This window comes from Janthinobacterium sp. 75 (assembly GCF_004365495.1).
Lineage (GTDB): Bacteria > Pseudomonadota > Gammaproteobacteria > Burkholderiales > Burkholderiaceae_D > Janthinobacterium.
Window position 1 is genome coordinate 1,938,393 of record NZ_SORD01000001.1, and the last position, 18,844, is coordinate 1,957,236.

16 protein-coding genes are annotated in these 18,844 nt (G+C 55.2%); 1 reads left to right on the forward strand and 15 read right to left on the reverse strand.

The genetic code is table 11. From position 1 onward, the window contains the following. Positions 1-50: 50 nt before the first annotated feature. The 15 genes from C8C89_RS08880 to C8C89_RS08950 form a co-directional block, all read right to left on the reverse strand. The gene (locus C8C89_RS08880) at positions 51-1,187 is read right to left on the reverse strand and encodes a glycosyltransferase family 4 protein (RefSeq protein WP_133989452.1); all 1,137 of its coding nucleotides are present in this window, start codon (positions 1,185-1,187) and stop codon (positions 51-53) included. Then, positions 1,184-1,876, reverse strand: a complete 693-nt coding sequence (locus C8C89_RS08885; RefSeq protein ID WP_101482637.1) for an acyltransferase — start codon at positions 1,874-1,876, stop codon at positions 1,184-1,186. Before C8C89_RS08885 ends, C8C89_RS08880 begins: the two co-directional genes overlap by 4 nt. Further along, a complete protein-coding gene (locus C8C89_RS08890) occupies positions 1,869-3,131 on the reverse strand; it encodes a glycosyltransferase family 4 protein (protein WP_133989454.1) in 1,263 nt (420 codons plus the stop codon). The genes C8C89_RS08885 and C8C89_RS08890 overlap by 8 nt, the downstream gene beginning before the upstream one ends. Positions 3,132-3,188: 57 nt before the next feature. Then, positions 3,189-4,217, reverse strand: a complete 1,029-nt coding sequence (locus tag C8C89_RS08895; RefSeq protein ID WP_133989456.1) for a glycosyltransferase — start codon at positions 4,215-4,217, stop codon at positions 3,189-3,191. Between the two features lie 3 nt (positions 4,218-4,220). Next, positions 4,221-5,597: an O-unit flippase-like protein gene (gene wzx, locus C8C89_RS08900; RefSeq protein ID WP_133989458.1), complete on the reverse strand. Its 1,377-nt coding sequence runs from the start codon at positions 5,595-5,597 to the stop codon at positions 4,221-4,223. Further along, complete coding sequence (locus C8C89_RS08905) at positions 5,594-6,511, reverse strand: NAD(P)-dependent oxidoreductase (RefSeq protein WP_208327688.1); 918 nt, start codon at positions 6,509-6,511, stop codon at positions 5,594-5,596. The genes wzx and C8C89_RS08905 overlap by 4 nt, the downstream gene beginning before the upstream one ends. 13 nt (positions 6,512-6,524) lie before the next feature. Continuing rightward, the gene (locus tag C8C89_RS08910) at positions 6,525-7,058 is read right to left on the reverse strand and encodes a dTDP-4-dehydrorhamnose 3,5-epimerase family protein (RefSeq protein ID WP_208327689.1); all 534 of its coding nucleotides are present in this window, start codon (positions 7,056-7,058) and stop codon (positions 6,525-6,527) included. 8 nt (positions 7,059-7,066) lie between these two features. Continuing rightward, complete coding sequence (gene rfbH, locus C8C89_RS08915; RefSeq protein ID WP_101482631.1) at positions 7,067-8,392, reverse strand: lipopolysaccharide biosynthesis protein RfbH; 1,326 nt, start codon at positions 8,390-8,392, stop codon at positions 7,067-7,069. 30 nt (positions 8,393-8,422) lie between these two features. Continuing rightward, the gene (gene rfbG / locus C8C89_RS08920; RefSeq protein WP_133989464.1) at positions 8,423-9,490 is read right to left on the reverse strand and encodes a CDP-glucose 4,6-dehydratase; all 1,068 of its coding nucleotides are present in this window, start codon (positions 9,488-9,490) and stop codon (positions 8,423-8,425) included. Continuing rightward, positions 9,490-10,260 carry a glucose-1-phosphate cytidylyltransferase gene (rfbF, locus tag C8C89_RS08925; RefSeq protein WP_101482630.1) on the reverse strand — a complete coding sequence of 257 codons (771 nt, stop codon included), beginning with the start codon at positions 10,258-10,260 and terminating at the stop codon, positions 9,490-9,492. The genes rfbG and rfbF overlap by 1 nt, the downstream gene beginning before the upstream one ends. 74 nt (positions 10,261-10,334) lie before the next feature. Continuing rightward, a complete protein-coding gene (gene rfbD / locus C8C89_RS08930; RefSeq protein ID WP_133989466.1) occupies positions 10,335-11,249 on the reverse strand; it encodes a dTDP-4-dehydrorhamnose reductase in 915 nt (304 codons plus the stop codon). Next, positions 11,246-11,794 (reverse strand): dTDP-4-dehydrorhamnose 3,5-epimerase, encoded by a 549-nt coding sequence (gene rfbC, locus C8C89_RS08935; protein WP_101482628.1) that lies wholly within the window; start codon positions 11,792-11,794, stop codon positions 11,246-11,248. The genes rfbD and rfbC overlap by 4 nt, the downstream gene beginning before the upstream one ends. A gap of 3 nt (positions 11,795-11,797) precedes the next feature. After that, positions 11,798-12,691, reverse strand: a complete 894-nt coding sequence (rfbA, locus tag C8C89_RS08940; protein WP_101482627.1) for a glucose-1-phosphate thymidylyltransferase RfbA — start codon at positions 12,689-12,691, stop codon at positions 11,798-11,800. Further along, positions 12,691-13,773 (reverse strand): dTDP-glucose 4,6-dehydratase, encoded by a 1,083-nt coding sequence (gene rfbB / locus C8C89_RS08945; RefSeq protein WP_101482626.1) that lies wholly within the window; start codon positions 13,771-13,773, stop codon positions 12,691-12,693. The genes rfbA and rfbB overlap by 1 nt, the downstream gene beginning before the upstream one ends. A gap of 485 nt (positions 13,774-14,258) precedes the next feature. Then, entirely contained in the window at positions 14,259-15,155 is an 897-nt protein-coding gene (locus tag C8C89_RS08950) for a sulfurtransferase (protein ID WP_101482625.1), read from the reverse strand. 137 nt (positions 15,156-15,292) lie between these two features. On the opposite strand from C8C89_RS08950, the gene dnaE reads away from it, so the two are divergent. After that, on the forward strand, positions 15,293-18,841 hold the full coding sequence (dnaE, locus tag C8C89_RS08955) for a DNA polymerase III subunit alpha (RefSeq protein WP_243857946.1): 3,549 nt from the start codon (positions 15,293-15,295) through the stop codon (positions 18,839-18,841). Positions 18,842-18,844 lie beyond the last annotated feature (3 nt).

Consider the following 18,844-nt stretch of genomic DNA (forward strand, 5'->3'; position numbering starts at 1 on the left):
GTTATATTGGAAGGGCACGTCTTATCATTGGGCCGGTGTGTTGCGCTTTATTACAGTTTTTGCATGACGCTTCTGAGCGCCTGAGAAAATTTTTCTTTTGAAAAATTGTCCGCTCTGCGACGTGCGGCTTCCGACATGGATTTGCACAGGGCCGTATCGTCTGCCAGGGTGAGCGTTCTTTGCTTTAACTTGGCGAAGTCACGTGAATCGACTAGAAAACCTTCTTGCATATCGTTAACCAGTTCGGCGGGTCCGCCCACTGGCGGTACCAGCACCGGTATTCCAAATGCCATTCCTTCCAGCACCGTGAGGCCGAATGTTTCAATCCAGCTGTCGATGCGCGAGAGATTGAACAGGAGGCCGGCGCGTTGGTAAAACATGGCCGGATTGTCGGTGCGAGGATAAATTCGCAGGTTAGCCGTGACCGGTCTATTGGCGAAATATTGATCGATGGCAGCCTGATCATCATTGACAACCAGTTCAAATTGCACGTCCGTGCGGTCGGCAAGCGCCGCTGCAAGCGCCACCATTTCTGGTACGCCTTTATAGTCGCGCAGCGAAGCCAGCATCAGCACCGTAAATATGCCGTCGTGGCGCGCCTGATAGACGGCTTGGGCAGCGATTGCCGTGAAATCATCATCAAGCGCATTGTAGATTTGCACGGACGGCACGCCAGCGATGGGCAAGGCATCCGCATGCGACTTTGACACATAAATGTTATAGGCAGAGCAAAGGCGCGCGATAGTGCATAAGAATACGCGCAACGGCTTCGGTTCTATCGAAATTTCATGCACGTGATAGATGACCTTGCGTCCGGTGAGCTTGCCATATAGTGCACCGCCGAATGGTAGCAGGGTATTCACATAGATAACGGCATCCTTGGCAATCTGTCGCTCGCACAGCAACGAAAACAGCAGAAATAACTGGCTGAGTATCAGATTGCACAGGGTAATGATACGAAACTGTGAGCGGTGGTACCAATAGCGGCGGATGGGAATACCGCAGTTTTCCAGCACGCCGCGGCCCTGGGAGCCGACAAACAGCATGGCGCGCGCAGGATCGTCCACCAATGCCTTGATCGTTCCACGCAGAACGCGTGGACTGCCCGACGCATCATTTAACAAATGACAAAAAACCAGGCCGATTTTTGCGTGGTCCGCGCGAGGGATGGGAGTAGCTTGTGTCATGCGATGAGTGATCTCAATTTGCGCGCAGGAATACCGCCATATACGGCATTACCTTCATATTCTCCCGCCGTGACGACCGCACCGGCGGCGATCACGGCGTGGTCGCCGATACTTGCGCCGTCAAGTATAGTGGCCTTGGCGCCGATCCAGCAGTTTTTCCCGATGCGTATGCCTTGCTGGGTAACGCCTTGCAGGCGGATAGGGATATCAAGGCGTTCGAAATTATGGTTTTCGGAATGTATGCTGACAAAATTTCCCAGTATCGTGTCATCGCCTATGCTGACGCCACCTGCACAACCCAGGAAACTGAAGGAACCAATGCCGACGTTATTGCCCGCAGAAAAACCTACGCCTAAGGTGGCCAGGGAACCCGTACATTCAATGGACGCACCCCGCCCCAGGGAGAAATTGTTACCCAGCCTGATGCCATCGCGCGACAGGGCATCGACATAGCATCCGGAAGCAAATTTAATGAAGCGACCCGTACTGATTTTCGACGCGCACAAAATCTCGGCTTTCTTGCCGATAAAAATACGTGCATTCAGTCGCCGGAAGACGAGCACGCCCCGCAGGAGGTCAATGACCTTAGCCGAGAAAAAACGCAGCAGGTAGGAGCGAGGCACGTCAGGATCAATGGCAAATTTCTCCTTTCTCGCCCGTGAGGCCAGTGCCGAGAAAAAATCACTCATGTGATACCTTTTCATAGAGGTCGCGCACCTGGCGAAGGCTGATATCCCAATGTAATTCCTTTTGGCGGAGCAGGACATTGGTCTTCATCAAGTCGACGGTGGCGTGGTTATCGAGACAGAACGTTATATGCTGTGCCAATTGCTCAATGATTTCTTCCAGTGAATTAACGCTCACTTTGAAGCCTGTTTCTGCCGTTATCAGGTCATGCGCGCCAAATTGGTCCAGAGCAATACTTGGCAAGCCCATTTCAAACGCTTCCAGTAAGACAGTCGGATTGCTGTCCATGATCGAGGGCATGATGTGCACATCTGCTTCGCGCATGATACGCAGCACTTCCTCGCGCTGGACCTGGCCATGCCAGACTATCTGCTTGTCCAGCCCGGATGCCACGGCCCTGGCCTGCAGCATGGATTTGCTCGGTCCGTCGCCGATCACGTGCAAGCACCAGTCTGAACGGGACGGCAATTGCTCGAGGGCACTGAGCAGCAGATTCAATGCCTTGCGTTCGTCGACGCTGCCGGCCCAGACGAACTGCACCTTGGCACCTGTAGGCTTGATCGCTTCCTTCATGTTCAGCACTGAATTTTCACGGATAACCTGGCAATCCACATTGAGAAACCGTCTGAAATTGTCGCTGTCCGCCGAGGTGGCGCAAAAAACCGCCTTGGCAGCTGTTGCGGCATTCCTGACGCGTGCGGAATGCCGCAGAAAATACCAGTTTGTCCAGTTACGTAGCTTATTTCGCAGGTAATTTCCTCTGCTGAGGATGGGGAAGAAGATATCGTTCAAATCCGAACTTCCGCCTACCGGGCCCCAGACATAGGGCAGGTCGAGTTTCCACAAAAAACCAGGATGACGAAAACCGATGGTGTTCAACTGATGCACCAGGCTGTAATCTTCATTTTTCTTTAACTTTTTAGCAGTTGCCAGTACTTGGCGTTGCCATAACATGTAAGAAAAAGAGAAAAACAGCGGCGTCACCGAACGGTTCATCCAGTCGAAGAGGCGCACCAGTGCATTTGGCTCAACGTAGACATACTTGACGCCGTCCGCAGGCTGGGATTGCAGATAGGCGAGCATGGCATCACGATTGCCCATGCAGACTCCCGAGGTGCCGTACATGACGGTAATGTCATAAAATTCGCTTAACTTGGAAACAAAATTCCACCCCACGCCGAATTCCGAGCCGGAATACGGAGAAATAGCGTAGGCAGCAATCAGTATCTTTTTCTTCTGCGAAATTGTGGAAGTCATGAATTTATTTTTTTATAAAAGTATTGCTGAACGTATTTCAATATAGCTGCGATCTGGTTACCGGGAAACGAGCAGCCACAGACGCAATGCCAGCCGGCTAAAATGGTAAAACGGAAAGACTGGCAAATCCGTCAAGCCGTGTTCACGGCGCAGGCGATCCAGGTCAAGCTCGACATTCCAGAAGCTTTTATATTGTTTTATCGTGGTCAACGCATAGAGTTGTGCATAAATGCGCAACAGCGAAGGCGGCGCCTTGACATGCTGTTCAAGGCTGCTGCGTAATTGCAGATTTTTTGCGATAAAACCTTCACCGGTACTCGGGTTGGCGGTCTCATTTTCATGTATGCGGTAATAAGCCAGGGTCTTGTTCAGCCTGCTGGCACCAAAGCGCAGGAAATACATCGTGAAAAATACGTAGTCCGAACTCGGAAAGGCCGACGCTTTATAGCCACCTATCTCCATAGCATTGCTGCGCTTGAAAATGAGGCCGAGAGCGCTTGATGGCGCATCCATATACACATGCGAAATCGGGATCGTGCTCAGCTGCGGCATCAGCCAGGTATTCTTGATATTTTTCAGGCCCTGTTTTACCGTGCTTTTGAGCTTTCTGGCAAAATTACCGCGATCATCCATGAAAATGGAACGACAGTACAGCATGCTAATCGCTGGCTTTTTCTCCAGTACTGAAAACATTTCGTCGACAAAATTTGGATGCAATAAATCATCATCATTCAAAATGGAAATCCATTCGCTGCGCGCCAGTTCAATGCAGCGGTTCCAATTACCGAACATACCCAGGTTCTCACTGTTGCGGAACAGGCGTAGACGATCATCGCCAAATTGACGAACCAGCTCGTCGATCTGCTCGCTCATTGAGTGATCGTTGTCCACCACGACGATTTCGAAGTCGATATCGCTTGTTTGGGCCAGTACCGAACGAATCGCCTGCGCCAGCATGGCTGGGCGGCGATAGGTCGGGATCATGATGGACAGTGTTGGCATGATGTGCTTGCCACCATCAATGATGAGTGACGAAGGGCGATCTGCACAAAGGGCAAACTGGTCTTCAATATCAAGAATGTTCAAACGTTACACTTTCATTTGATGTTGCGAGGAGGCCGCAGGCGACGCTTTATTGCGATACAGTTCGAGCCAGACCATGTATGGCCATTTCCAATTGTTATAGATGAGTTGTACTGTAAATTGACTTGCAATGAGCCACGTCAGACCCATTCCTCCAAAACGCAGGCCGAGCCATGAGAGCGTGACAATAGCTATTCCAGAAACGAGTGCTGGTTTGACAAATGGCACTCGGTTACCGGTGACAATGACGCTGGCGGCCAATGAGTGGTTCAATTCCAGCAGGACCATGATTCCAACCCAAATCAGCAGCGGTAGTGCTACCAGTCCGGTTTGACCTCCGATCCATTTAATCATGGCCGGGCCAAAACATATTAGGATGACCGCTCCACAGAGAAAGATCCCGAGTGCGTAGCCGATGCCTAGCTGTATTGTGTGACGCAGGCGCTCTGGGTCATTGGCGACACGGTATTGCGCAAGTTTAGGTTGCTGGATATTGAACAAAACCATCGACATATTTTGCAAGACGGAATAGACCTGCAGCGTCAATGCATACGCGGCGGTGGTGGCCAAGCCCAGATAGGCCGACGATAGCAGGGTATTGGCTCTTAGTATCAGGAAAGCGCCGATAACCCCAAGGCCCATGCGCCAGGCGTTATGCCAGAGAATACCGAAAATATCATGCGTGGAGATGCTGGAAGGCGGCGCCTGATGGAGGGCTGCCTGGAAAGACTGGTCGTGAAAATAATACCAGCTGAGCCAGCGTCCAATGAGCGCCGAAGCAAGGTATCCCAAAGCCACCGCTAGTAAGGTCAGTCCGCATTGCAAAAGAATGGCCGTGACAATCACGAAGCCGAGATTGGAAAGAGCACTCGATTTGTAGAAGGCAGAATACAGGCCGCGGCCTTGCAGCAACGGCGTATAGTATTTGTAATACAGATTGATTACTGTAGCGACAACAAACACACCCCAGGCAAGCAACACTTCTTGCGCGGCGATCTGCCCTTGCGATACATGCACGATGTACCAGCTACCCAGAGTGGCCAGCAAGACGAAGGCGCAGCCGGCCAATACCATGAAGATGTGCCGTGCTGCGTGAATGATGGCGTTGAACAGGCTATAGTCGACAGGGGAAGGTGTGCTCAGCACCTCGAAACCATCCTTGAGCAGGCGTTTCGCGCCGCCCAGGACATAACTGACATTGCGAGCAAGCGTGGGCGTGAATCCGAGGTCGAGCATCGTCACCAGAGCCGATATCGTCATGAAGACATACCAGATGCCTAGTTCGGCACTACTCAGTTTTCTCAGTAATAATGGCAGAACCAGCAAAGCTGCTCCGTACTGTAGAAACTGAGACAGGTAGCCCCAGATCATGTCTTTTTTCATTTGCTTGGCCCGACCAGCAAGCCGTCGATGAGCGTGTCGGCTTCCATGCGTGCGATCCCCTGCTGCAAACTGATATGTGGCTGCCAACCTGGCAGGCGTGGCTGATGTGTACACGGTTGCATCGTTTCACGTGGACGGTAGGGAAGGCCACCCCATTCTATCTGCAGGTCTTTGCCTACGACGGCGCCGTAGACCTGCACCAGATCTTTCAATGTCAGACGTTCGGGGTTGCTGACGGCATAGCATTCCGCTGCGCCAATCGAGGGGAGGCGGTGCATGGCCAACAGGTAGGCATCGAGTACGTCATCGATGTACACGAGGTCGAGCAGTTGCTCTCCCGGCGACATGCGCAGCTTGACGCCGCTGCGGGCTGTCTTGCGCAACAGGCTGAACAATTTTGCACGGGTATCGCCGGGGCCGTACGTGTCGAACAGCTTCAATGTGATGGCCTGAAAACCATGCGCTGATACATAGTAAGCCAGCAAATTCTCGAATGCTTGTTTGGTCGCCGCATACAGGTTCACGGGGTTGTAGGCAGCGTCCTCAAAGTGCTGCCAGGACGTGCCGGTATTAATCAGGCGACGCAGGCCCAACTGTTGCATGGCCTCAAGCAACTGCGTTGGCATGCCGAGATTTGACTCGATCAGGCGGGTCACATCTTCCGGTTGATGCTGTGCCAGGAACAAGGAGGCAACGTGACACACGACGTCTGGCTGAGTTTGCGCCAGTGCCGCATGTAATGAGAGATAGCTGCCATCATGAATATGCACGCTGATCTTTGGTAAAGCGTCATGCAATACGCTGAGATCAGAGTGCTCGCGTACCAGGATTGCAACCTCGTGATTATCGCCAAGCAGACGTTTGACCAGCTGACTGCCTATAAAACCGGTAGCGCCTGTAAGAAATACTTTCACGTAACATATCCTATTAAAACGGAGAAATGAAATCGGCAAAGACGCCGTGCTGCTCATCGCGCGCCGACAGGAGGGGGCGCGTCACTTGCCAATCGAATCCGAAGCTGTCCCAGTGGATGCCGTAGTCGGCGGACGGGGCATGCACCGTGCTGGTCTTGTACAGCATCAACGCTTCCTCTGTCAGCGCAACAAAACCATGGGCTATTCCTTTGGGAATAAAGACCATCAGGCCGTTTTCTCCAGACAGGTCGACTGAAGCTACTTTGCCGTAATTTGGTCCTTTTCGCAGGTCTAGCAGCACATCGCGGACGGCGCCGCGGGTACAGTAAACCAACTTCTCATGATCGTGCGGCGGTAGCTGAAAGTGCATGCCGCGAATTACGTCCTTGCGTGAAACAGAATAGAACTCCTCTTGGATATCCAGATTGACGCCTAAACTTTTGCAGATGCCTTCATGATAGGTTTTAACAAAGGTGCCACGCGCATCTTCAAAGCGGCTAGGCTCAAGCAAAAAACAGGCGGGAAGGAGTTCTTCTATTAGTTTCATGATGTAATTTAGAAATTCACACCAAAAAATTCTTCAATCTTGCTGATCGAGAAGTCCATCATTTCCTTGGTCAAACCCGGGAAAACGCCAATCCACAGCGTGTCGTGCATGATGCGGTCGGTATTCGTCAGTTCACCCGAGACGCGGTAGTTACGACCAATCATGTACGGCTGGCGCGTCAGGTTGCCGGCGAACAGCAGACGGGTACCAATCTTGTTTTGATCGAGGAACGTCAGCAGGCTGACACGGTCCACATTGGCTTCCGGGCGCAACGTGATCGGGAAGCCGAACCACGATGGATCCGAGTTTGGCGTCGCTTCCGGCAGGATCAGGAATTCCGCACAGCTTTGCAGGCCATCTTTCATATAGGCGAAGTTATCCTTGCGTGCCTGCACAAAGCCAGCCGCGCGGTCCATCTGCGCCAGGCCGCAAGCGGCCTGCATGTCGGTGATTTTCAGGTTGTAGCCCAGGTGGCTGTAGGTGTACTTGTGGTCATAGCCTTCCGGCAGCGTGCCCAGCTTGCAGCAGAAGCGCTGGCCGCAGGTATTATCCTTGCCCGGCGCGCAATAGCAGTCGCGGCCCCAGTCGCGGAACGATTCGGCAATCGCTTTCAGTTCCGGATTGTTGGTGAAGACCGCGCCGCCTTCGCCCATGGTGATATGGTGCGCAGGGTAGAAACTCATGGTGCCGATATCGCCAAAAGTGCCGCACATCTGGCCGTTGTACGTGGCGCCCAGGGCGTCACAGCAATCTTCCACCAGCCACAGATTGTATTTCTTGCACAGCGCGACGATGACTTCCAGATTGAATGGATTGCCCAGGGTATGGGCCAGCATGATGGCCTTGGTCTTGTCCGTGATGGCCGCTTCGATTTTCGAGGCATCGATATTGTAGGTGCCAAGTTCGACATCGACGAAGACGGGCACGGCGCCAAACTGCAAAATAGGATTGACGGTAGTCGGGAAGCCAGCGGCCACGCCGATGACTTCGTCACCGGGCTGGATGGCACGCGCGCCCAATTTAGGTGAGGTCAGGGCAGAGAAGGCGACCAGGTTGGCCGACGAACCGGAGTTCACGGTGATCAGAAATTCGACGCCGATGAATTTGGCCAGGCGCTTTTCGAACTCGTCATTGAAACGGCCCGTCGTCAACCAGGCGTCGAGCGACGCTTCGACCATCAGGCCCATTTCAGGTGCACCGACCACTTTGCCGGCAGGTGGAATCACCGTCACGCCCGGTTCGAATGGTTTCGGTATGCTGGCCAGTGCGCCATATTGCGCCACGAGTGCAGCGATCTGTTCGCGGATTTGTTGTTGGGTCAGTTGTTCGCTCATGATACAGCCTTCAATTTGTTGGATGATTTATTAGGTATTTTGATAAGTGGCGATTTGCGCCAGGGTGAACGCACGCATGTCTGCACCCTGGTCGAACGCCTTATGCCACTCGACAATGTTGGCGATGGTCCGGCCAATGTCCCAACGTGGATGCCAGCCCAGCGTGCTGCGGGCCTTGGAACAATCGAGTTTCAGATAGCTTGCTTCGTGCGGATGGTCCTGGCCATCGAGCGACCAGGAAGCACCAGCGCCCCATTCTTGCGTCATGCGCTCGATGATCCACTCCACCGGTTTGGCATCGGTATCGTACGGACCGAAATTCCAGCCTTCGGCATGGACGGGACCTTCCGTGTACAGTTTTTCCGCCAGGGTCAGATAGCCGCTGAGCGGCTCGAGCACGTGCTGCCACGGACGAATGGCGTGGGGGTTGCGGATCATGACGGGTTCACCGGCGCCGATGGCGCGCAGCATGTCCGGAATCAAGCGATCCAGCGCCCAGTCGCCACCGCCGATGACGTTGCCGGCGCGGCCGCTGCCCAGGGCAATACCGTGCTCCGCATATTTCTCCGCATTGAAGAAGGAACTGCGATAGCCGGCCGTGACGAGTTCCGCACAGCCCTTGCTGTTGCTATACGGGTCATAACCGCCCATGGCTTCGTTTTCGCGGTAGCCCCAGGGCCACTCGCGGTTTTCGTAACATTTGTCGCTGGTGACATTCACCACTGCGCGCACGCCTGGCGTGGCGCGCACGGCTTCGAGCAGGTTGACCACGCCCATCACGTTGGTGGCATACGTTTCCACCGGGTTCATGTACGAGTAGCGCACCAGCGGCTGAGCCGCCATGTGAATCACGATGTCCGGGTGCGCGGCAGCCATGGCGCGTTTGACGGCGTCGCCATCGCGCACGTCGCCAATGACCGACTGCATGCCGTGCGCTACATTGGCCACCTCAAACAGGCTGGGCTTAGTGGGCGCTTCCAGCGCGTAACCGGTCACGTCGGCACCAAGCTGCTGCAACCACAGGCTCAGCCAGCCTCCCTTGAAGCCGGTATGGCCGGTGAGGAAAACACGTTTCCCTTGCCAGAATGTGGAATTCATCACTTCGCCTTCCAGGGCGCCTTGCCCGATTGCCACAGTTCTTCCAGATGCACTTTATCGCGCAAGGTATCCATCGGTTGCCAGAAGCCGTGATGGAAGAAGGCATTCATTTCACCTTGTTTGGCCAGGCTCTCCATCGGTTCCTTTTCCCAGACGGTAGCATCATTACTGATGAAGTCGATGACTTTTGGAGAAAGGACAAAATAGCCGCCATTGATCCAGGCGCCGTCGCCTTGCGGCTTTTCCTGGAAACTGTTGATCTTGTGGCCGTCCAGGCTCAGGGCGCCAAAGCGGCCCGGTGGCTGGGTCGCGGTGACAGTGGCGAGCTTGCCATTCGCGCGGTGGAACTCGACCAGCGCGGTGATGTCGACATCGCTGACACCGTCGCCATAGGTGAAGCAGAACATTTCTTCATCATTCAGATATTCGCGGACGCGCTTCAATCGGCCCCCCGTCATGGTTTCGTCACCAGTATCGACAAGGGTCACCTTCCAGGGCTCGGCATTGCGTGCGTGTACCTCCATCTGATTGTTTTGCATATCGAAAGTGACATCGGATGTATGCAAAAAATAATTGGCGAAATATTCCTTGATCACATAGCCCTTGTAGCCACAGCAAATCACGAAATCATTAATGCCGTGCGCTGAGTAGCTCTGCATGATGTGCCACAGGATTGGTTTGCCACCAATTTCAATCATCGGTTTTGGCTTGAGATGTGTCTCTTCGGAAATTCGGGTGCCAAGGCCGCCGGCAAGAATGACTGCTTTCATTATTAATTATTCCTCTTGATCGAAGTGGTGGCTGCTAGCGCCGTTATTTTTATTGAATTGACAACTTCTGTTGCTTACTGATTGTTGTCTTTGGCCATGCCATCGAGGCAAAGCGTGAGTGCATCATGCCAATCCGGCAACGCACAGAAGGTCTTGATAAACCGCGCGCTGGACAACACCGAGTAGGCCGGCCGTGCTGCCGGCAATGGGTAGTCTTGCGTGACAATAGGGACGACTGGTGGTTTCCTGGACGTTGATGGATGGTCCAAGATGGCTTTGGAAAAGCCATACCAGGTGGTTTCCCCTTGTGCAGTCAGATGATACAGGCCGGAGTGTTGTTTCCACGCATCAGTCCTGGCGTCTTCTGCCGTCGCGAAACCGGAGGGCGAACCCAGTGTGGCAATGGCGCAGGCCGTTGCATCGGCAATACTGGCGCTGCAGGTGGGCGCTCCATGTTGATCGGCAACGATGCGCAGCTCATCCCGCGCCTGTGCCAGGCGGAGCACCGTTTTTAGAAAATTGTTGCCATGCTCACCGTATATCCAGCTTGTGCGCAATATCAGGTGGCTTGCGCCGCTTTCGCGCACCGCCTGCTCGCCCGCCAGCTTGCTGCGGCCATAGGCATTGAGCGGACCCGTTGCATCGTCTTCCGTGTATGGACTGCCCTTGCTGCCGTCGAAGACATAGTCAGTCGAGTAGTGGATGATGGCTGCACCGAGCCGCTTGGCTTCTTGCGCCATGACTCCTGGCGCTTCGCCATTGATGCGCATCGCCAGCGCCAGCTCGGTCTCTGCCTTGTCGACGGCCGTATAGGCCGCCGGATTGATGATCAGGTCTGGCTCGATTGCGCGGATCACGCTTCGAACCTGATCGAGGTCGGCCAAGTCCATTTGCGAGCGGTCCAGCGCTATCACTTCACCCATGTCCTGCAGGCGTTTCTGCAATGCATATCCGAGCTGGCCGGTCTTGCCAGTAATGAGGATTTTCATGCGAAGACCTCGGCAGCTGCCAGTTGCTTGCCCAGTTGATCTTTCGCCGACAGCATGGGTGCGTCGCCATGCAATGGCCAGTCAATACCGATATCCGCATCATTCCAGACAATGCTGCGCTCAAACTCGGGTGCCCAATAGTCCGTGCACTTGTAGAGAAATTCGGCGCTCTCGCTGGTCACCATGAAGCCGTGGGCAAATCCTTCAGGTATCCAGAGCTGACGTTTGTTCTCGGCAGACAGCACGACGCCGACCCATTTGCCAAACGTCGGGGAGGAGGCGCGGATATCGACGGCGACATCGAAGACCTCGCCTGCCACGACACGCACCAGCTTGCCTTGCGGTTGCTGGATCTGGTAATGCAGGCCGCGCAGGACATTCCTGCTGGACTTGGAGTGGTTATCCTGGACGAAATTGGCGGTAATGCCCGTCAAGTCGGCAAAGCGCTGCTGGTTGAAGCTTTCGTAAAAAAAGCCCCGATCGTCGCCAAATACTTTGGGTTCGAGGATCAATACGTCGGGAATGACAGTGGTTTGAATATGCATGGCTTAAAAAATATTATCATTCAACAGGCGTAACAAATATTGTCCGTAACCGTTTTTTTTCAGCGGTTGAGCAAGTTGTTCCAACTGGTTGGCGGTAATGTAGCCTTTACGGTAAGCAATTTCCTCAGGGCAAGCTACTTTCAAGCCTTGGCGGTGTTCGATGGTGGCAATAAATTGGCTTGCTTCGAGCAGTGACTCGTGCGTACCCGTATCGAGCCAGGCCATGCCGCGCCCCATGCGTTCCACCTTGAGCGTTCCGCGGTTCAGATAGACGCGGTTGACATCGGTAATTTCAAGCTCTCCCCGTTCGGAGGGCTTGATCGATGCGGCGATATCGGCAATGTCCTTGTCGTAAAAATACAGGCCAGTGACGGCATAGTTCGACTTTGGCTGCAATGGCTTTTCTTCTATGCTGATGGCTTGCTGATTGGCGTCGAATTCCACCACGCCATATCGCTCCGGATCTTGCACATGATAGGCAAATACGGTAGCGCCGTCAGTGCGCTCGGTCGCGGCAGACAGGCTCGATTCAAAATCATGCCCGTAATAAATATTGTCGCCCAAGATTAATGCTGACGGCGCATCGCCCAGAAATTCGCGGCCGATGAGAAACGCCTGCGCCAGGCCATCGGGTGATGGCTGTACCGCATAGCTCAGCTTAATCCCCCATTGGCTACCGTCACCCAGCAACTCTTGAAAGCGGGGCGTATCGGAGGGCGTGGAAATGACCAGGATGTCGCGTATTCCCGCCAGCATCAATGTTGTCAGCGGATAGTAAATCATCGGCTTGTCGTACACGGGCAACAGTTGCTTCGATACCGACATGGTCACGGGATACAGGCGTGTGCCTGAACCCCCAGCCAGGATGATGCCTTTGCGGGCCAGTTTGGCTTCCATCATGCCTCCGCTTTCTGTTCGGCGCGGGCCACATAGTTTTTTTCCAGCCAGGTCAGGTAAGCGCCGGATTGTACGTCGCGCACCCATGCATCGTTGTCCAGATACCATTGCACCGTCTTGCGTATGCCGGTGTCGAAGGTTTCTGCCGGCTTCCAGCCCAGTTCGCGCTCAATCTTGCGTGCATCGATGGCATAGCGGCGGTCATGTCCGGGCCTGTCGGCAACATAGCTGATTTGTTCGCGATAGCTGCCGCCAGCTGCCTTCGGTTGCAGTTCATCGAGGATGTCGCACAGGATATGCACGACGTCGAGATTGGCTTTTTCGTTCCAGCCGCCGATATTGTAGGTTTCTCCCGTACGCCCGCTTTCCAGTACCCGGCGAATGGCCGTGCAGTGATCGCTGACATACAGCCAGTCGCGCACCTGCTGGCCATCGCCATAAATAGGCAAGGGCTTGCCAGCGCGCGCGTTGGCAATGATTAAGGGAATCAGCTTTTCCGGGAAATGATAGGAACCATAATTGTTCGAGCAATTGGTGGTCAGCGTCGGCAAGCCATAGGTATGATGATAGGAGCGCACCAAATGGTCCGAGGCTGCTTTTGTTGCCGAGTAAGGGCTGTTGGGCGCATAAGGCGTGGTTTCGGTAAACGGAGCATCATCCGGCCCCAGTGTCCCGTACACCTCATCGGTTGAGACATGCAGGAAGCGAAATGCCATACGTTCTGCTTCAGGCAGTGCTTGCCAATGGGGGCGCACGGCTTCCAACAGGCTGAAGGTGCCATTGATATTGGTGCTGATAAAATCTGCCGGTCCATGAATCGAGCGGTCGACATGGCTCTCCGCTGCAAAATGCACGATGGCACGTGGCTTATGCTGTGCCAATAACTGTGCCAGCAAGGCACCGTCATTGATATCGCCTTTGACAAACTGGTGACGTGGGTCGTTTTGTACCGCTAGCAAGTTATTTAAATTTCCTGCGTACGTCAGCTTATCCAGATTAATTACCGGTTCATTACTTTGCGCGAGCCAATCCAGAACGAAATTCGATCCGATAAAGCCTGCGCCACCTGTCACTAAAATCATTTGAGCTTCCTGAGCAAAAAAATACAAATAAGAGATGCTGTCAATTCATTTCTCTAATAATAGTAGGCAACGAGAATTTGTCTATCCAAGATGCGTATATTTCATGAGGTTAATAACTGAAAAAATCAATCAATCCTTAACTCTTGATTATAATTCAGAACCCCATAAATTGCCGAATTTACAGCAGTTTTCCCGCGTACTAGTGAGCGCTTTCCACAGGGTGTGTTGTTGTTTTCCCATAGGCAAGCCGCCGGTGGGCAGTTCGGCACGAAGCAGCTGGCAATTGAATATTTCACATGACTCAACGAGCCAAAGAAAGCGAGTGTTTATGAGAATGGCAAACAAATCCAATATTGTTACATTTGTTTGCTTCTTTGAGCCGCCTGGACAGCGCCAGGCCTGGCAGAGAGAATGCTGATCAATTGCTATTTTGAATTGATTTTTTTGAAAGATTCCGCCAGGGAAATGGCGAAATCGTAAGCGCATCAAGGCATCGTTTTATCGTGGCAGTTTGGGCAAGACACTTCATACACATATTCCGGCGACAATTGCTGACGCGGTGTAACGACGGCGCGGCACACAAAACACTGCACCGTTTCCGTCGGTTCCAGTTTCGGGTTCAGGGCGGTGCGGTAATCGAACACGAAACAGTCGCCCGTATAGTGCTCGCCGCCCACTTCCTCGAAATACTTCAGGATGCCGCCGTCGAGCTGGTACACGCTGTCGTAGCCGATTTCCTTCATGTGGATGGCGGCCTTTTCGCAGCGGATGCCGCCTGTGCAGAAGGTGACGACGGTCTTGCCTTCCAGTTCGTCCTTGTGCGCTGCGGCGACGGCCGGGAATTCCGTGAACTTGTCAATGCGGTAATCAAGCGTGTTGTTGAACGTACCCACGTCCACTTCAAAGGCGTTGCGCGTTTCCATCATGACCACGGGTTTGCCCGCGTCGTCCACGCCGGCGTCGAGCCAGCGCTTGAGCGTATGCGCGTCGACTGACGGGGCGCGGCCCAGTTCCGGCTTGATCAGCGGCATGCGCATGGTGATGATTTCTTTTTTCAGCTTGACCAGCATGCGCTTGTGCGATTGCTCGTTCGACAAGCTTTCCTTCCACTCCAGATCGGCCAGGCGCTCGTCGCTGCGCACCCAGGCGAGGAAGGCATCGATATGCTCGCGCGTGCCGGACAGGAACATATTGATGCCTTCCGGCGTCAGCAGGATCGTGCCCTTCAGTTCCAGTGCCAGGCATTGCTCCTGATACAAGGGGCGCATGGCTTCCGTATCGGCCAGCGTAATGAATTTATACGCGGCGATATTGACAAACGTGGCGGCCAGCGGGCTGACGGCGGCGGAAACGGCGGGTGTTGCTGGGGTGATGGCTTGCATGATGGCGATCGGCTTAGACTGAACAGCCGATATTATAAGCCCGACAGGCCTGGCAGGATACCCGGTCCGTACCCGCGACGCGGTAGAATAGACCCCATTGAATTTTGCACGAAACGGTACACAGGATGGAAATGGTAATGCAAGAGGCCGGTGCTCCGGCAGGTTCACCGCAAGCGATGCAGCAAGCCCCGCAAGGACCCGCCTTCGTCCACTTGCGCGTGCACTCGGAGTATTCGATCGTCGATGGCCTGGTGCGTATCGACGATGTGGTCAAGGCGGCGGCGAAGGACAAGCAGGTGGCGCTGGCCGTTACCGACTTGTCGAACCTGTTTGGCATGGTCAAGTTCTACAAGGAAGCGCGCGGCAAGGGCATCAAGCCCATCGTCGGCGTCGATGTGTGGATCACGAATGACGACAACCGTGAAAAGCCGTCGCGGCTGTTGTTGCTGGCGAAGAACCGCATGGGCTATCTGCAGTTGTGCGAACTGCTGTCGATGGCCTGGCTGACCAACCAGTACAAGGGACGCGCCGAGCTGCGCATCGAGTGGCTGCAGGCGCTGGCGACGAATACCTATGATCTGTATCCGGGCGAAAGCGCAGCCAATGGCCTGATCGCCCTGTCCGGCGCGCATTTCGGCGATGTTGGTATTGCTATCGAGAATGGCAACCTGGCCTTGGCCGAACGCAATGCCCAGCGCTGGGCCGAGATTTTCCCTGGCCATTTCTATATTGAAATCCAGCGCGGCGGCCAGGCCAACCAGGAGGCACAGGTGCGTCATGCGGTGGCGCTGGCGGCCAAGCTGGGTTTGCCAGTGGTGGCCACGCATCCCGTGCAATTCATTTCCCCTGAAGAATTCATTGCCCACGAAGCCCGCACCTGTATCGCCGAAGGCGAAATGCTGGCCAACGCCAAGCGCGTGAAGCGCTTCAATGACAGCCAGCGCTTCCTGTCGCAGGCCGACATGGCGGAATTGTTCGCCGACTTGCCGGCCGCGCTGGCCAATTCCGTGGAAATCGCCAAACGCTGTAACTTGACCTTGACCCTGGGCAAGCCGCAACTGCCGAATTTCCCCACGCCGCCCGGCATGACGATCGACCAGTTCCTCGTCGCCGAATCGCAGGCTGGCCTGGAAAAACGCTTGTTACAGCTGTATCCCGATCCCGAGCGCCGTGAAAAGGAACGGCCGCGCTACGAATCGCGTTTGAAATTCGAGACGGACACGATTTGCAACATGAAATTCCCTGGCTACTTCCTCATCGTGGCCGAGTTTATCCAGTGGGCCAAGGAAAACGGCGTGCCCGTCGGCCCGGGCCGTGGTTCGGGTGCGGGTTCGCTGGTGGCGTATTCGCTGCTCATTACTGACCTCGATCCATTGCAGTACAACCTGCTGTTCGAGCGTTTCCTGAATCCCGAACGCGTCTCGATGCCCGACTTCGATATCGACTTTTGCCAGGAAGGGCGCGACCGCGTCATTCAGCACGTCAAGGATTTGTATGGCAAGGAGGCGGTCTCGCAGATCGCCACCTTCGGTACCATGGCGGCCAAGGGGGCGATCCGCGACGTGGGCCGCGTAATGGATTTCGGCTATAACTTCTGCGACGGCATTTCCAAGCTGATCCCGTTCAAACCGGGCAAACCCGTGTCGATCGCCGATGCCATTGAGGAAGAGCCGCTGCTCAAGGAGCGCCTGGAAAACGAGGAAGAGGTCAAGCAGTTGCTGGAGCTGGCGCAGCAAGTGGAAGGCATCACGCGCAATATCGGCATGCACGCCGGGGGCGTGCTGATCGCCCCGGGCAAGCTGACGGATTTCTGCCCGCTGTACACGCAGGGCGGCGACTCGGGCGTCGTGTCGCAGTACGACAAGGACGATGTAGAAGCCGTCGGCCTGGTGAAGTTCGACTTTTTGGGCTTGACCACGCTGACGATTCTCGACCGCGCCGTGCGCTACATCAAGCAGCTCGATCCCGCGCAAGCCGATTTCGACCTGGCTACCTTGCCACTGAACGACAAGCCGTCCTACGACTTGCTGACCAAGGCCAAGACTGTGGCCGTGTTCCAGCTTGAGTCGCGCGGCATGCAGGGCATGCTGAAAGATGCGCGTCCCGACCGTTTCGAAGACATTATCGCGCTGGTGGCCCTGTATCGTCCGGGCCCGATGGACCTGATTCCCGACTTTTGCAAGCGCAAGCACGGTGAGCGCTTCGATTATCCCGACCCGCGCACGGAATCGATTCTGTCCGAAACCTACGGCATCATGGTGTATCAGGAGCAAGTGATGCAGATGGCGCAGATCGTCGGCGGCTACTCGCTGGGCGGCGCCGACATGCTGCGCCGCGCCATGGGTAAGAAGAAGGCCGAGGAAATGGCCGAGCACCGCGAGATCTTCCGCGCGGGGGCGGCGAAAGACGGCTTGACGGCGGAAAAGGCCGACGAGATCTTCGACTTGATGGAAAAGTTCGCCGGCTACGGTTTCAACAAATCGCACGCCGCCGCCTACGCCTTGCTGTCGTACCACACGGCGTATTTGAAAGCGCACCACACTGCCGCCTTCATGGCCGCCAACTTGTCGCTGGCCATGGACGACACGGACAAGATCAAGATCCTGGTGGAAGACTCGCTGGAAATCTGCAAGCTGACCTTGTTGCCGCCCGATATCAACGAATCGGACTACCGCTTCACGCCGAGCGGCGAAGCGCCGTCCGTGAGCGGCAAGAAAGTCACGCAAATCCGTTATGGCCTGGGCGCCGTGAAAGGCTCGGGCCAGAACGCCATCGAAGCGATCATCGCCGCGCGCGAGGCGGGCGGACCGTTCACCAGCCTGTTCGACTTCTGCAAGCGCGTGGATAAAAAGCAAATCAACCGCCGCACCATCGAGTCGCTGATACGCAGCGGTGCCTTCGACTGCCTGAAGGTTGACCGCGCCATCCTGCTCGCGTCCGTGGCGTTCGCCATGGAATGCGCGGACCAGGCCGCCAAGGCGGCGAACCAGGTGAGCCTGTTCGGCGGCGACGACAGCGACATGGTGGCGCCGCCCGAGTACGTCAAGGTGCCCGTGTGGACCGACAAGCAGCGCCTGACGGAAGAAAAGATCGCGCTGGGCTTCTACCTTTCCGGCCACTTGTTCGATTCGTATGCGCCCGAGGCACGCCGTTTTGCGCGCACGAAATTGTCCGAATTGTCGCCATCGCGCGAACCGCGCATGATGGCCGGCGTCATCACGGGCTTGCGCACGCAGATGACGCAGCGCGGCAAGATCCTCATCGTCACCCTGGACGACAAGAGTGGCACGGTGGAAGTGACGGTATATGGCGAATTGTTCGACGCCAACCGGAAAATCTTCAAGGAAGATGAATTCCTGGCCGTCGTGGGCAAGGTGTCGGAAGACCGTTTTTCGGGCGGCTTGCGCATCACGGCCGAGAGCGCCTTCGACATCATCGCCGCGCGCGTACAGTATGGCCGCCAGTTGGGCCTGACGTTGCCGGCGACCCTGGACGCCAAGCGCATCCGTGATGTGATCATGCCGCACCGTGCCGAGACGGGCTTGCCTATCGCTGCGCGGGTCAGCCCGCAAGGCGTCAGTTGCGTGCTGCAGTTTGGGGACGAGTGGAAAGTGGCGCCATCGGATGAATTGCAGATGGCACTGGAGCAAATGCTGGGTGCGCAAGAGGTGGCGGTCGAATACTGACCG